This window comes from Cupriavidus sp. DL-D2 (assembly GCF_039710735.1).
Lineage (GTDB): Bacteria > Pseudomonadota > Gammaproteobacteria > Burkholderiales > Burkholderiaceae > Cupriavidus.
In genome coordinates, this window is sequence record NZ_JBDKXK010000001.1 from 71261 (window position 1) to 86104 (window position 14844).

Annotated in this window: 13 protein-coding genes, 1 other RNA gene and 1 riboswitch; of the genes, 7 read left to right on the top strand and 7 right to left on the bottom strand. The window is 63.6% G+C overall.

Annotated elements, in window-relative coordinates:
• Positions 1-136: 136 nt before the first annotated feature.
• Entirely contained in the window at positions 137-952 is an 816-nt protein-coding gene (lgt, locus tag ABDB81_RS00320; protein WP_137928631.1) for a prolipoprotein diacylglyceryl transferase, read from the top strand.
• A gap of 101 nt (positions 953-1053) precedes the next feature.
• Here lgt and ABDB81_RS00325 read toward each other — a convergent pair whose 3' ends face one another.
• Both ABDB81_RS00325 and ABDB81_RS00330 read right to left on the bottom strand, forming a co-directional pair.
• On the bottom strand, positions 1054-2109 hold the full coding sequence (locus ABDB81_RS00325; protein WP_346809270.1) for a M48 family metallopeptidase: 1056 nt from the start codon (positions 2107-2109) through the stop codon (positions 1054-1056).
• A 14-nt stretch (positions 2110-2123) separates the two neighbouring features.
• Positions 2124-3188, bottom strand: a complete 1065-nt coding sequence (locus ABDB81_RS00330; protein WP_346809272.1) for a YjgN family protein — start codon at positions 3186-3188, stop codon at positions 2124-2126.
• Between the two features lie 751 nt (positions 3189-3939).
• Here ABDB81_RS00330 and ABDB81_RS00335 point away from each other — a divergent pair.
• From ABDB81_RS00335 to ABDB81_RS00355, 5 genes are all read left to right on the top strand, one after another.
• Entirely contained in the window at positions 3940-4650 is a 711-nt protein-coding gene (locus ABDB81_RS00335; protein WP_137926951.1) for a GntR family transcriptional regulator, read from the top strand.
• Positions 4651-4689: 39 nt separating this feature from the next.
• Positions 4690-6114, top strand: coding sequence for a malonyl-CoA decarboxylase family protein (locus ABDB81_RS00340; RefSeq protein WP_346809273.1), 1425 nt, complete (start codon positions 4690-4692; stop codon positions 6112-6114).
• Positions 6115-6237: 123 nt separating this feature from the next.
• A complete protein-coding gene (locus ABDB81_RS00345) occupies positions 6238-7248 on the top strand; it encodes a tripartite tricarboxylate transporter substrate binding protein (RefSeq protein ID WP_137926918.1) in 1011 nt (336 codons plus the stop codon).
• Positions 7248-8030 carry an enoyl-CoA hydratase-related protein gene (locus ABDB81_RS00350; protein ID WP_346809275.1) on the top strand — a complete coding sequence of 261 codons (783 nt, stop codon included), beginning with the start codon at positions 7248-7250 and terminating at the stop codon, positions 8028-8030. Before ABDB81_RS00345 ends, ABDB81_RS00350 begins: the two co-directional genes overlap by 1 nt.
• Before the next feature lie 60 nt (positions 8031-8090).
• Complete coding sequence (locus ABDB81_RS00355; RefSeq protein WP_346809277.1) at positions 8091-9632, top strand: malonyl-CoA synthase; 1542 nt, start codon at positions 8091-8093, stop codon at positions 9630-9632.
• A gap of 48 nt (positions 9633-9680) precedes the next feature.
• Here the strand turns inward: ABDB81_RS00355 and ABDB81_RS00360 are convergent, their stop codons facing one another.
• The 5 genes from ABDB81_RS00360 to ABDB81_RS00380 all read right to left on the bottom strand — a co-directional run bounded on the left by ABDB81_RS00360 (position 9681) and on the right by ABDB81_RS00380 (position 12341).
• Positions 9681-10373 carry an SIMPL domain-containing protein gene (locus tag ABDB81_RS00360; RefSeq protein WP_137926921.1) on the bottom strand — a complete coding sequence of 231 codons (693 nt, stop codon included), beginning with the start codon at positions 10371-10373 and terminating at the stop codon, positions 9681-9683.
• Positions 10374-10563: 190 nt separating this feature from the next.
• The gene (locus ABDB81_RS00365; protein WP_137926922.1) at positions 10564-11037 is read right to left on the bottom strand and encodes an EVE domain-containing protein; all 474 of its coding nucleotides are present in this window, start codon (positions 11035-11037) and stop codon (positions 10564-10566) included.
• Positions 11038-11125: 88 nt separating this feature from the next.
• A non-coding RNA gene (gene ssrS / locus ABDB81_RS00370) (6S RNA) lies at positions 11126-11345 on the bottom strand.
• Between the two features lie 352 nt (positions 11346-11697).
• Positions 11698-12021: a cell division protein ZapA gene (locus ABDB81_RS00375; protein WP_137926923.1), complete on the bottom strand. Its 324-nt coding sequence runs from the start codon at positions 12019-12021 to the stop codon at positions 11698-11700.
• Entirely contained in the window at positions 12018-12341 is a 324-nt protein-coding gene (locus ABDB81_RS00380; RefSeq protein ID WP_137926924.1) for a hypothetical protein, read from the bottom strand. The genes ABDB81_RS00375 and ABDB81_RS00380 overlap by 4 nt, the downstream gene beginning before the upstream one ends.
• Before the next feature lie 216 nt (positions 12342-12557).
• Positions 12558-12825: riboswitch (cobalamin riboswitch) on the top strand.
• A 76-nt stretch (positions 12826-12901) separates the two neighbouring features.
• On the opposite strand from ABDB81_RS00380, the gene ABDB81_RS00385 reads away from it, so the two are divergent.
• Positions 12902-14842, top strand: a complete 1941-nt coding sequence (locus tag ABDB81_RS00385; protein ID WP_346809279.1) for a TonB-dependent receptor — start codon at positions 12902-12904, stop codon at positions 14840-14842.
• Positions 14843-14844: the final 2 nt, after the last annotated feature.

Below are 14844 nucleotides of genomic sequence, written 5' to 3' on the forward strand. Positions count from 1 at the left end.
GTTCCGGGGTGTCAAATAGTTCGATCCCGAGGTGCAAAAACGTTTTATGACATCATTACGCACCATTCGGCACGGCAGAATGCCGGTGCGCGACCCTGTTCGCGCGCGCCAACGATTTCAATCTTTCCATCACGACATGCTCGTTCATCCGCAATTCGATCCGATTGCCATCCATCTGGGGCCGCTGGCCATCCGCTGGTACGGCCTGATGTACCTGGCCGGCTTCATCATGTTCCTGTGGTTTGGCCGGCTGCGCATCAAGCAGCCGCACATCGCCGCGCGCGGCTGGGTGACGCGGGATCTCGACGACATGCTGTTCTATGGTGTGCTCGGCGTGATCCTGGGCGGGCGGCTCGGCTATGTGCTGTTCTACAAGCCGAGCTATTACCTGACCCATCCGCTGGAGATCTTCAAGGTGTGGGAGGGCGGCATGGCTTTCCACGGCGGCTTCCTGGGCGTCCTGGTGGCGATGTGGGTGTTCGGAAAGGTGCGGCGCCGCCACTGGATGGAAGTGACCGACTTCATCGCGCCGATGATCCCGTGTGGACTGGCTGCAGGCCGGATCGGCAACTTCATCAACGGCGAGCTGTGGGGCCGCCCAACCGACCTGCCGTGGGGCATGATCTTCCCGCAGGCCGGTGACAACATTCCACGCCATCCGTCGCAGCTGTATCAGTTCGCGGGCGAAGGTGTGGCGCTGTTCATCATCCTGTGGCTGTTCTCGCGCAAGCCGCGACCCATGGGCGCAGTGTCAGGGGTGTTCCTGATCGGCTATGGCGCGTTCCGCTTCCTGGCCGAATTCGCGCGCGAGCCGGACACCTTCCTGGGCCTGCTGGCGCTCAAGCTGTCGATGGGCCAGTGGCTGAGCCTGCCGATGATCCTGGTCGGCGTGTTGATGGTGCTGTGGGCCTACCGCCGCCAAGCCAACGGCGCCGCAGCCGGCGCCCGTTAAGAGACTTCCCCTCCGGTGTGCTCCCCTCTCCCGCCACGCGGGAGAGGGGCCGGGGGAGAGGGCCAGCGGTTCAAATCTCGACAAACGCCTGCCCACACCCCTCAACCACCCCCACCCCGAATCGCCTCGATCCGCTCCCTTGTCAACGGGTGCGTCGAGAAGAATCCCGATTTCCCGTCATCGTGCTCATCGCTAGCCGCCTGTTTTGTACGACGGCCGCCATGCGATTCCTCCAGCTTCTGCAACGCATCCGCCAGCGCCGCCGGCGGTAGCCGGTTGTCGCGCATGACCTGCACGGCAAACGCATCGGCTTCGCGCTCGTGTTCGCGGGAATAGCGCATTGACAGCACAGCGGCCGGCACGGTGGCGAGCAGCACGGAGACATCGCCGAACAGATAGGTCGACATGGCGCCCACGACAGACGCCTGGAACACCTGCTGCAACCCGTGTCGCTCTGCCACGTGTCCGGCCTCGTGCGCCAGCACGCCCGTCATGCCCGCGCCTGTACCGATCAGATCGACCAGTTCGTCGGTCACGACAATCGTGCCGCCTGGCAGTGCCAGTGCGTTGGCGCCAATCCGGCCGCCCTTGCGAAAGAGAATGCGGTAGTTGTGCCCCGCATCCTCGGGCCGGCGCAGCGCGGCGAAGCTGTCGCGAATGCGCTGCTGGTCGGCGGCAGGCAGGGCGCTGGGCCGCACCAGTTCGTCGAGGCTTTGCAGCGTGGCATTGCCTAGCTGCGCTTCCAGCGTGGACGGTATCGTCTTTGCAACTAGTGCGGCCGTCCACGGCAGCAGATAGAAATACGACACGACGACAAACGCCACCAGTCCCACGAGCGATAGTATCGCCATGCGCCAGCTGTTCTGGGCACGCGACACCATGCCCTCGCGATACCCCGTGGCGGCCAGCATTGCGTCGAAAGCGGCGTGATCGGTGACCTCGCAATAGGCCCCGTCGTCGAATGTCACCAGGCGCGGGCCGCGCCTGATGCGCTCGGAGACGCGCAATGAGGCCAGCGGCGCACGCCGCAGCACGTCGCCCTGGGCGTCGTGCAGTTCGGCGTGGCCTTGCTGCACCTGTATCGTCACAAGGTGGGCGCGCGACGACCGGGTATCGAAGTAGCGCGCGGCAACGCGTTCCGGTGTGGCGCCCGGCATGGCCGTTTCCGTCATTACAGTGCGATGTCGATGTCGTACCAGTCGGCGGTCGCGTCGCCCAGTGCGCCCACCTGCTGCTGCTCGCCGGCAACGAATTCGTCGAGCGGGCTGGCTGCCAGCATCGTCATCGACGCCACACGATACCTGGCCGTGCGCACACGCGCGAACGGGTAGTACAGGCCCAGGGTCAATGCGGTGAGAACCATATTGCCGATCATGATCCCGAACAGCTTGCGGGCCGAAACATTGCTCTGGAAGCGGTGCGGCGCCAGCGTCGTGCTGTTCCAGATCAGGTTCTGCATCTTGGCCTGGAAGATCGGCAGGATCAGCAGCAGGGCGATGTAGAAGGTGATCACACCCAGCACGATGGCCAGAACCGGGTGGGCCAGCGACCCCACGCTGCCGATCACGGCGCCGGCGATCAGGAACAGCAGCGTCAGGCCGGCTGTCATCAGGTAAACGCGGTAGAACGCGCCCGCCGTGGCGTCAAACGCAAACGGGGTGGTCCCGAAGCGCGTGTTGTTGTGCTGGTATTGCTTGAACCGCTGGTGCGCCAGCGGCCCGAGCAGCAGCAGCGAAAGGGCCGTCAACATCGGCCAGACCAGGAAGACCATGAAGCCGCCCTTGTCGTCGCCGGTAAAGGCGAAGCGCAGGCCGCGATAGCTCGAATTCGCCATGCGGAAGCGCAGCGAGCGTACCAGCAGGTAGGGGAAGACGAGCGTCAGCGCCACACCCAGCAGTCCGCCCACCACCGGCGAGATGCCAATCAGCACCTGGTACACCATCGCCACGCCGAACACGATGGCGCGACCTTTCAGGATGGCCTGAGGCTTGCCGTGGTAGTCGAACGTCGCACCGTCCAGCTGCGTGCTCCGATAGAAGTACTGCATTGTGCGTACCTTGGCCCACGCGGAATAGATGCCGAGCGTGACAATGGTCAGCAGCGTATTGACGATCCAGATGCGGAAGAATTCGGAACCCGATCCCGTGAACGAGAACGGCAGGCTGCGAGGTTCGGCGGGCTTCTTCGGCGCGAATTCATCGCTGCCGAAGACGGTTTGGTTGACTTCCCAGTTCATTGATTTGACCTTTTCCTGTTTGACGCGCTTTACAAAGTTAACTCGGCTCTCGCGCGAGTTTCACCTTTGCAACCGTTTTGCTCGGTGCTTTTATGTATGGGGCAGCACATTGTCGCATCCACGGGTGATCTTTATTCCACAAAACGCTGTTGTGGAGGCTCAGACACTGTCCGAGTCGATTTCTGAGGCGTAACGATAGGGAAACATCCTGTTACACGCATTGATCTATGTAACAAGTTCTTGATTGTCCGCCCCAATAAAATCAACAGCTTACCTGCACTGGCATGGTCCTCGCTATTAAGCCTGTTACAAGAATGGTCGGGACTAGGGAGGACCGGCCCGGCGGCGGGAATTCAGGGAAAGTGCGTCCGACGAGGCGCGCAGATACCGCGGCACGATCGAAACAAGGCCGAACGGGAAAAGGCACGGGAAAGTCTGCACCCTGCGATGGGTGCTTGTACGGGGCAGGCGCAGGTTGGCGCCGGCATTGACACCAGCCTACGCACGCTCTCGCAAATCTCGCAGGGCGTCGATGACAAATCGCCACAGCGTTTCTTTCATGCGCGGGCAATCTTCTGCAGGGAGGCAGGGGATTGTCCGCTGCACCTACTTCTACTTCCGCATCCTGAATCTTTGTTGACGCCGCCGTGCGCGGGGTTAACCCCGCTTGCGGCGCGCCCGTCGCACTCCATAATTATGAATTATTGAGGCGTATGCGCCTCTCACGGTGGCTCCTGGATCAGGGGGTGTGATGCGTATCGTTCGGCAGGCGATGTACCTGGAAGTTGCCGACCGTCTGCGGGCGATGATCGACGACCGCACGCTGACGCCCGGTGCGTGGATCGACGAGGTGGCGCTGGCCGCGTCGCTCGGCACGTCGCGCACCCCGATGCGCGAGGCGCTCAAGCTGCTGGCCGCCGAAGGACTGGTGCGCCTGGAGCCCCGGCGCGGCTGCTTTGTCAACGCGCTGAGCGAGCAGGACCTCGACGAGATTTTCCCGCTGATGGCGTTGCTCGAAGGGCGCTGCGCCTACGAGGCCGCGCGCAACGTTACGGCGACGGACCTCGATGCGCTGGAAGGGATGCACGCCGAGCTGTCGCGCTACGCGCAGGACGGCGACATCGACGCCTATTACGAGACCAACTATCAGATCCACGAGGCCATCCAGCGACTGGCCGGCAATCGCTGGCTGTCTGGCGTGGTGAGCGACCTGCGCAAGGTGCTGCGGTTATCGCGGCACAAGAGCCTGAAGCTGCCGGGTCGCATCCATGAATCGTGCGCCGAGCATCTGTCGGTGTTTTCCGCATTGAAGGCTCATGATCCCGAAGGCGCCGAAGCACTGATGAAGACCCATGTGCTGCGCCAGCGCGGTGCGCTGCGCGCGCTGGATCATGCCGAATCCTTGTCCGAAACTGCTCCCGTCCCTCCGGCGCATCTGCGTCTGGCGGGGCAGGGCGGTTGATGGTTTGCATCCCAGTCGATCCCATCGCCAGGAACGTCCATGACTACTTTCGACCCCGCAGACCAACAGAAAGTCAGTGCGCCGCTGGAGGCGAGCGAACCGGTTGGCGACACGCTACTCTCGCGCTTTGGCCGCTGGTGGGGCCGCAAGGGCGACGAGGCCCCGGCGCAGAAACCCGAGAAGAAGGCCGCCGAGGTGCAACCGACACTCTCCGTGCGTGCCATCAAGCGCCAGCGCGAACAGTTGCGCCAGTGCTTCGACGCGCGGCTGACCGACGGTGCCGCGAACGCTGCTGCGCAGGCGTGGCAGGACGAGTATGAGGCGGCGACGGAGCCACTGCGCCAGGCCATGCTTGGCGTGCTGGCCGAGGTGGCGGCGGGGCGCGATGCCGATGGGGTACAGCCGGCCAGTGCCTCGGGTCTGTCGCACGCGCTGTCCAACGCCCGCATCCGCTTCTTCAAACGATTCGCCGCGCAGCATGGCCAACGCGCCAATAGCGCGTGCGGACTGCATTTCCTGATCCAGTTGCGCGCGGACATGCTGCGTTGGCACAAGCGTATTCCGGGCCTGCGCGAACTAGACGAGGACCTCGAAGCGCTGTTCTCGAACTGGTTCGATGTGGGCCTGCTCGAACTGCAGCCGATCACGTGGGATTCCCCCGCGTCCCTGCTGGAAAAACTGATCCGCTACGAAGCCGTTCACGAGATCTCGTCGTGGACTGACATGCGCAACCGGCTCGATTCGGATCGCCGCTGCTACGCGTTCTTCCACCCGCGTATTCCGCGCGAGCCACTGATCTTTGTCGAGGTGGCCTTCGTGCCGGAGATGGCCGCAAACGTGCAGGCGCTGCTCGATGAAGCAGCGCCGCTCGAAGACCTGCGCCGCGTGAAGTGGGCCATCTTCTATTCGATCTCGAATACGCAGGCGGGCCTGCGCGGCGTGAGCTTCGGCAACTTCCTGCTCAAGCGCGTGATCGAGGAACTGCAGCGCGAGTTTCCCAAGCTCAAGCAGTTCGCCACGCTCTCGCCCATTCCCGGTTTTGCGGACTGGCTGCGCAAGCAGGATGGCGACGCGGTGGCACGCATTCTGGGTGACAAGCGGATGTCTCGCTGGAGCGAGCGCCATGGCGATGTGCCAGCGGATGGCGCGGCGTGGTTCGGTGCGTTGCCGGCCGATGCCAGCGACCCGGTGATTCGCGATATCGCGCTGACGCTGGCCGCGCACTACCTCGTACGCGAAGGCGGGAAGGGCATGCCGGCGGACCCCGTGGCGCGCTTCCACCTGGGCAACGGTGCGTGTGTCGAGCGTGTGAACTGGGGTGCCGACCTGTCGCGAAAAGGCCGCGCGCAGGCGTGCGGGATGATGGTGAATTATCTTTACGTGCCCGAGGCGCTGGATGACAATCTGGCTCGCCTCGGTGACGGCAACCCGCGCATGAGCCGCGCGGTGGCCAAGCTGCTTTGAGCCCTGGGTCGGGCAGAGAAATGCGCCGGGCAACCTTTTTTGTCGGGTGTTTTTGCAGTGATATTGGGTAGCAGTACTTCGATTGACTTTCCGTAGTAAGTAGAGAGAAAGAGGAGACAGTACATGTATCGTCAGCGCAGCCTGACCGCGTTCGCTCGCGTGTTGGCAATCACCGGTTTCGTGGCCGGCATCGGGGCCGCAAGCCTCCACGCACCTGCCGCCATGGCAGCGGATCCCTGGCCCAGCAAGCCTGTCACCGTGATCGTGCCGTTCCCGGCCGGTGGCGGCACCGACGCGTTTGCGCGTCCCCTGACCGCGCAGCTCTCGAAGCAGCTCGGCAAGCAGTTCGTGATCGACAACCGCGGCGGCGCGGGCGGCACCGTTGGCGCGAGCCTGGCCGCCAAGGCCGCGCCGGACGGCTACACGATCTTCATCGGCGGCGCACACCACGCTATTGCCCCGTCGTTCTACAAGAAGCTCGATTACGACATCGAGAAGGACTTCATTCCCATCACCGTGATCGCGCAGCCGCCGCAGGTGATCGTGGTGAACCCGACCAAGGTGCAGGCCAACACGCTCAAGGAACTGATCGCGTACGCCAAGCAGCATCCGGGTCAACTGAACTACGCATCGGCAGGCAATGGCTCGGCGCACCATCTGGCGGGCGAACTGTTCAAGCTGGAGACCAAGACCGATCTGGCCCACGTGCCGTACAAGGGTGCGGGTCCGGCGCTGTCGGACCTGATCGCCGGCCAGGTGGACCTGATGTTCGATGGCCTTGGCTCATCCTCGCAACATATTCGTGCGGGCCGCATCAAGGCGCTGGCCGTGGCCTCCAAGACGCGCTCGGCGGCGTTCCCGAACGTGCCGACCGCAGCGGAAGCCGGTGTGCCGAACTACGAAGTGTCCACGTGGTACGCCCTGTGGGCGCCCAAGGGTACGCCGAAGGATGTGGTGGACAAGCTGTACGCCGAAACGGCCAAGGCGCTGAACAGCCCCGAGATGAAGCAGATCTGGCTGCAGAACGGTTCCGACATTCCGCAGTTCACGCCGGAGCAGTTCGCGCAGTTCCAGCGCGCCGAGATCAAGCGCTGGGCCGAAGTGGTGCAGCGCTCGGGCGCCAAGATCGACTGATGGGCGGCACTGTCACGTTCGCGCGCGACGGGGCCGTGGCCCTGGTCACGCTGTCGCATCCGGGCAAGCTCAACGCGATCTCGGCCGGCATGTGGCAGGCGCTGGCCGCCGGGTTTGCAGAGCTGGCTGCGGATACGTCGTTGCGCTGCGTGGTGGTGCGTGGCGCCGACGGCAACTTTGCCGCCGGTGCCGATATCGCCGAGTTTCCGACGGTACGTGGCGACGCGGCTTCCGTGCGCCACTATCACACGCAGACGATTGCCCCCGCGCTGCGGGCCATCGCCGAATGTCCGCATCCCACGCTCGCCGCCATCGAAGGCGTATGTGTGGGCGGTGGGCTGGAGATCGCGTGCCATTGCGACCTGCGCATCGCTGCATCGGGCAGCCGCTTTGGTGTGCCGATCAACCGGCTGGGTTTTCCGATGGCGCCGGGCGAACTCGGCGGCCTGCTGGCCCTGGCCGGGCGTGCCGTGGCGCTGGAAATCCTGCTCGAAGGGCGTGTGTTCGATGCCGACGAGGCCGCGCGCAAGGGTTTGCTGACGCGCGTGGTGGCCGAAGCGGCGCTGCACGATGAAGTCGCCGCCACGGTCCAGCGCCTGTGCGCGGGCGCGCCGCTGGCCGCACGCATCAACAAGGCCACGATCCGCAGGCTTTCGCCCGAACCTGCACCGCTGACGGCCGCCGAGCTGGACGCACATTTCGCCTACGCCACGAGCCGCGACCATGCCGAAGGCGTGGCGGCGTTTCTGGCGCATCGGCCTCCGGATTTCACCGGGGAGTAATATGGCGGCCGGCCCGCTATCATGGCGGGCTGCACGTCATATCCAATCGTTTCCGTATCCATGAACGCCAATCTGTTCGCCCTGTTCGAATCCCGCTTTCCTGCTGACCGTACTGCCTGCTGCATCGAGACGCAGGACGGGCTCTACTACACGTGGGACGATCTCGACCGCGCCACGGCGAAGATCGCCAACCTGCTGACCGCGCTGGAACTGCCTGCTGGCGCACGCGTGGCCGTGCAGGTCGAGAAGTCGGTCGAGGCGCTGTGCCTGTACCTGGCCACGCTGCGCGCCGGACTGGTTTACCTGCCGCTGAACACGGCGTACCAGGAAGCCGAGGTCGACTATTTCGTCGGTGATGCCGAGCCAGCCGTGGTGGTCTGCAGCAGCGCGAACTTCGGCTGGGTGTCGAAGGTGGCGTTCAAGCACAACACGCATCACGTTTTCACGCTCGACGAGAACCGCACCGGTTCGCTGCTGCAACGCGCCGCCCAGCAATCGGACGTGTTCACCACGGTCGAACGCCAGGACGACGATCTCGCGGCCATCCTGTACACGTCGGGCACCACGGGCCGCAGCAAGGGCGCGATGCTGACGCACCGCAATCTCGCATCGAACGCGCAGACGCTCCACGAATACTGGGGCTGGCGCAGCGACGATGTGCTGCTGCACATGCTGCCGATCTTCCATGTGCACGGACTGTTCGTGGCATCGCACGGCGCACTGCTGGCCGGCGCCAAGATGATCTGGGCGCCGAAGCTCGACATGGCGCAGATCCTCAAATTCCTTCCGCGCGCCACGGTGATGATGGGCGTGCCGACTTACTACGTGCGCATGGTGCAGGAGCCGCGTTTCGACAAGGAAGTCTGCGCCAACATGCGCCTGTTCGTGTCGGGTTCCGCGCCGCTGCTGCTGGAGACGTTCGACGCTTTCCGCGAACGCACCGGCCACACGATTCTTGAGCGCTACGGCATGAGCGAAACCGTGATGCTGGTCTCGAATCCGTACGACGAGACGTTGGGCGAGCGCATTGGCGGCACCGTCGGTCTGCCGCTGCCGGGCGTGGAAGTCCGCGTGGTGGATGGCGAAGGCCAGGCATGCGAGGCCAGCGTGATTGGCAACGTCGAGGTCAAGGGCCCGAACGTATTCAAGGGCTACTGGCGCATGCCGGAAAAGACCGCCCAGGAATTCACCGCCGATGGCTGGTTCAAGACCGGCGACGTGGGTCGCTTCGGCGGCGAGGTGGGCGAGCGCAAGGTGCCGGACACCTATCTGACGATCGTTGGCCGCAGCAAGGACCTGATCATTTCGGGCGGCTACAACGTCTACCCGAAAGAGATCGAGAGCTTTATCGATGAAATGCCCGGCGTGGCGGAATCCGCCGTGATCGGCGTCCCTCATGCGGACTTCGGTGAGGCCGTGGTGGCTGTGGTGGTACGCAAGCCCGGCGCGGATATCGACGAGGCCGGCATGATCGGCACGTTGAAGGGCCGCATCGCCAACTTCAAGGTGCCCAAGCGCGTGCACGTAGTGGATGAACTGCCGCGCAACACGATGGGGAAGGTGCAGAAGAATGTGTTGAGGCAGCAGTACAACACCCTCTGAGCTTGTTTGCTCCCCTCTCCCATGAAATGGGAGAGGGGAGAACACCCATCACTTCACCATCTGCACGGCCCCATTCACCGACACCTGTACCTGCGTCTTGCCGCCTTCCACAGGGATCGGTGCGCCGGCGTCGGCGGACATGGCCTTGGCGGCGTACATGCGCGGCATCGGGGGTACCATGCCGCCGCTTTCGTTGACCGAGACTTCGCGGATGGTGTAGCTGGTATAGCCGAACAGCTTCGCGGTAGCCTGGGCCTTGTCGCGGAATGCGGCCACTGCCTGATCCGTCAGTTTCTGTTGCGTGGCCAGGCGGGCCTCGCGCGACAGCGAGAAGGCCACGTTCTGCACCTGCATCTGGCTGGCGAGTTCACCGGCGAGCTTCGACACGGCTGCAAAATCCTTCGACTTCAGGATGACCTCCGAGCGGCCACGCCATGCGCTGATCTTGCCGTTGCGATCGGTGGTGGGGTGAATCGTGAAGCCGCCCGATTGCGCTTCCACGCCCGACGTGCGCTTGGCCTGGTTCAGCACGGCCTGCGTACGGGTGGACAGTGCGTTTGAAATGGCCGACGGCTCCTGGCCTTCCTGCTCCACTGCCAGCGTCAGCTGCACCACGTCAGTCGGCACCTCGGCTACGGCTTCGGCGGACAGTGACAACACGCCCGAGGGCGGCGGCACGGTCTGGGCCGTGGCGATGGCGGCGGTGGTGGACAGCAGCGAGGCAAGCAAGAGTTTCTTCATATTGTTCTCCACATCGAAGTGATGGCCATCTGACGCGCGCCGGGCGGAATTGTTCCTCACGCGGCACAGTGCGCCAGTTTCACGAGATCGCGCAAGACGCGCATGGGGATGAAACGGGAGAGACGACGGGATGGGGTTAAACGGAGTCAAAAAAAACGGCGGACGTTCAGGCTCACCCCCGTGCCAACCTTCACTTCATCAGCTTGCTGGTGATGTAGCGCCACTCGGCGGGCGTGACCGGCGTGATCGAGAGTCGGTTGCCGCGGCGGAGCACGACCATGTCGGCCAGCGCGTCATGCTCGCGTAACGCGGGCAGCGGGATCAGCGCGGACTTGCTGACGAACTTCACATCGACGAGCGACCAGCGCGGGTCTTCCTTCTTCGATGCCTTGTCGAAATAGTCGCTTTTCGCGTCGAACTGGGTGGGGTCGGGGTAGGGCTGCGAGCAGACTTCGGCCAGTCCGGCGATGCCCGGCTCGGGGCATGAGGAATGATAGAAGAGCACGCCGTCGCCGATGCGCATCTGGTCGCGCATGAAGTTGCGCGCCTGATAGTTGCGTACGCCGGTCCAGGGCAGCGTGCCCTTGCTGGCAAGATCGTCGATGCTGGCTTCGTCCGGTTCGGACTTCATGAGCCAGTACTGGCGCGCACGCGTATCGGACATGTGAGGAAGATCAGAAGATTAGCTGATCGAAGGCACAAATGAAAAAGGCGGTGGTTCGTTGAAACCACCGCCTCTTCATCACTTGAAGGGGGTCCCCGCCTCGGCCGCTGGATCGGCATCCTGAACCCAAGTGAGGTTCAGAGTGGCTGCGGAAGTCGTATTTCGGGTACATCGGCCATTCAGGGAGTGTCAGGCAGAACCTGAAACTATGAATGTCGCGACGCGCTCGCCCACACGACATAATCCCGCACCATGCAATGCATATCGGTTCAAGGAGTTTATGACCCTCACGAACCAGGCAGGGAAACTGTCAAACGTCTGACTTTGGTTCCTTCACACAGACACATACAACCTTGTGCTGGGGATGTCAGACGTTTGCCGTTTCAATAGAGATGGGTGGAAACGGCGGCCAGGCACGATAACCCGGCCATTCGGCTGCGTCGGTCGTTTGGGCGCCGCGCAGTGGCTCCACTATACACCGCGCATCTGCGCATACCAAGTCAGACGTGTTGCACCGTTACATTTTCCATCACGACCATGGCAACACTGTCATGGTTGCATGCGAGGCGCGGCATCCGCTTCACATGCACGACATATTGTGGCCACTGCCGCGCAATTCAAGCGCGGTCAGCAGGGTTTTTGGCACGCTGGCGAATCGCTCTAGCGCGTGCCTACATGTGCGTACTGGCGTAGTGCCTCGTCGGCGCGCTCGTTGAGTTCGCGAATGCGCGCACGCACGGCCTCCACGGGAATGGCGCCTTCCTCGTCCTGCTTGTGGCGCATTGCCAGCAGGTCCGAGGCCAGGCTGATCGCGGCCATCACGGCCACGCGTTCGACGCCCTTGGTGGAGACGGTGCCCTTCAGCTTATTCATCTTGTCGTCGACCAGTGCCACGGCTTCGAGCAGCGCGGCCTCGTTGTCGGGCGCGATGGCGAAGCGATAAGGCTGGCCGGCGATGTTCACTTCCACTTGCTTGTTGCTCATGCGTGTTCTCCGGGGGCTTGCTGCGAGCCTTCCGATGCGGCGCGCGGAGCGCCTTCGCCGAGGAGGTCGAGCTGGCGCGCATCGCTGGCCGTGGGCAGCTTGTCGAGGATCGACTGGATGCGCAGTTGCGCTTCCTCGATCTTGATGTTGAGCAGTTCGCGGTCGGCCGCCATGGCTTCACGGTCCGCGCGCAACTGGTTCGCCTCGGACTGCAGGCGGTCGATTTCCGCACGCAGCCGCTGGTTTTCCGCCGCCAGGGTGTCGGCGTGATGCAGCACGCGTCCGATCTTGGCGGCCAGTTGTTCGAGTTCGTTGAGCATAGTGCCTGTCGTGTCCGGTAGGAGTAGTGGTCAGGTTTCGGGATTCTAGCCGATGCACGCGCGAGGTTTACCGCCAACGCGCCCGATGAGACTGGGGTGCCGCACGGAAGTTGCGTCGAAGGGTGCCAGATCGCGGCAATTCGGCGCATTTCGGCATGTCACCCACGGTTAACGGCAGCTTGACGTATCGCATTGACGCAAAACTTGAAACTCCCTACACTCGCGCACGTTCCAGGTGCTCGCGGCACCCGCACACGTCGGGGCTGCAGTTCAACGGGAAACAGGGAGCAGGGAGGGGACGCCATGTCGCCGCCGGCCAACCTGTGCTGCCCCCGCAACGGTAAGCGACCGCGAACGCGCTGTCTCATGTTTCAATCCAGCGTCCTTCGCAGGGTTGGCCTAGCGCCACTGACCGGTTCCGGTCGGGAAGGCGGCCAGCCTGATGTCGTCAGCCCGGATACCGGCCTGTAGAACGCGGGCGTCCGCCCCTAACGCGGCACGCCTCATCGCCATAGGGTCCGCGGGGGAACGGATCCGGCCGTTCTCTTCCATCCTGACTCATGCGTTTCACGCCATCCAGGTCGACCGTTGCGGCAAAGCCGTCGGTTCGCCCTTGCGCGCCTGCCATCCTGGCAGCCGTTGCCGTTGTTTCCACTTCGTCCCTGCCGGCCTTTGCGCAGTCCGCTGCCGAAGCCGCGACCCAGACGTCGCCGCAGTCCTTCGCGCCCGTCGTCGTTACTGCCTCGCGCACCGCGCAGAGTGTGACCGAGGCGTTGCCGCATACCACCGTAGTCACCCACGACGATATCGTCAACTCCCAAGCACCTGATTTGCGCTCGCTGCTGCGCGGGCAGGCAGGTATCGAATTTGCCGCCAATGGCGGCATGGGGGCCAACACCACGCTGTTCATGCGCGGTGCAAACTCGAATCAGGTGCTGATCCTGATCGATGGCGTGCGGATTGCAGGCGTGAGCGGCGGTACCGCGCAACTGGCGAACATCCTGCCGGACCAGATCGAGCGGATCGAGGTGGTGCGCGGCAATGTGTCGGCGCTGTATGGCTCGGACGCGATCGGCGGCGTGGTGCAGATCTTCACCAAGAACGGGGTCGGTCAGCCGCCGGCCGCCAATGCGCAGGTGGAGTACGGCAGCAACAACACGCGGCAGGGCACGGTGGGCTACGGCGGCCAGGTGGGCGACACATCGTTCAACGTAACCGGCTCGATCTTCAAGACCGACGGGTTCTCGTCGGTCAACTACCAGCAATGGGCAGCCGCCAATCCTGCAGCCGTGCGTCGCGGCACGGGTCCGAACCCGGGCGACAACCCGTACGAGAACAAGAGCGTCTCGGGGCAGGTGCGCCACAAGTTCACGCAGGACTGGGATGCCGGCTTCGCGGCGTACTACTCGAACAGCCAGCTTTCGTACGACAGTCTCAGCGGAAAGCCCACCGACGACTATCGGATGGACAGCGAGTTGTACACGCTGTCGGCATTCGTCAATGGCAAGGTGACGCGCGACTGGACCACGCACTTCAAGATTGCGCAGAGCGAGGACCGCGCGGAGACCACGAAGAACAGCCTGTTCGATAGCCTGTTCAGCACCCGCTCGCGCCAGTTCAACTGGCAGAACGAGTACGCGCTGACGGCAGATCACAAGCTGTTGTTCGGCACCGACTGGTTGCAGCAGGAACTCGCATCGAGTTCATACAGCGCACCCACGCGTAACGTGTTCTCGGTCTACGGTGGCTACGAAGGCCGCATCGGCCGGCACCAGTTGCAACTGAACGCGCGCAACGACCACTATTCCGATTTCGGCAACCAGGGCAGCTTCTTCGCGGGCTACGGCTTCAATGTGACCGAGCAGGTCAAGCTGATTGCCAACCTGAGCAACGCTTTCCGCGCGCCGACGTTCAACGAGCTGTATTACCCGGGCTACGGCCAGCCGAACCTGCAACCCGAGCGCGCCAGGTCGGCAGAGGTGGGCGTGCAGGTGGATACGGTGAGCGCCGGCCTGCTGCGCGTGACCGCCTTCGAGACGCGCTACAACGACCTGATCGTCTCCACGCTGCAACCGGGCGGCCTGTATCTGGCGCAGAACGTGGCCAAGGCCAAGGTGCAGGGGATCGAGGCGTCGTGGCGCGCCACGGTCTTCGGCACGGATCTCGGCGCCAGCGTGACGTTCCAGAATCCGGTCGACGAGACCAACAACACGCAGTTGATCCGTCGTGCACGACGCCATGCATCGTTCGATGTGGGCCGCAATATTGGCAACTGGCGTTTTGGTGGCGAGTGGCTGGTGTCGTCGGAGCGGCTCGACAATGGCTCGCGCACGCTGGGCGGATACGGTATCGTCAACCTCAATGCCCGCTACAACATCGACAAGCAATGGTTCGTTGCCGCCCGTGTGGAAAACCTGTTCGACAAGCAGTACATGCTCGCCTTCCCGTACAACACGCAGGGCCGGGCGGGGTTTGTCACGCTGGGATGGCGGCAGAAGTAAGC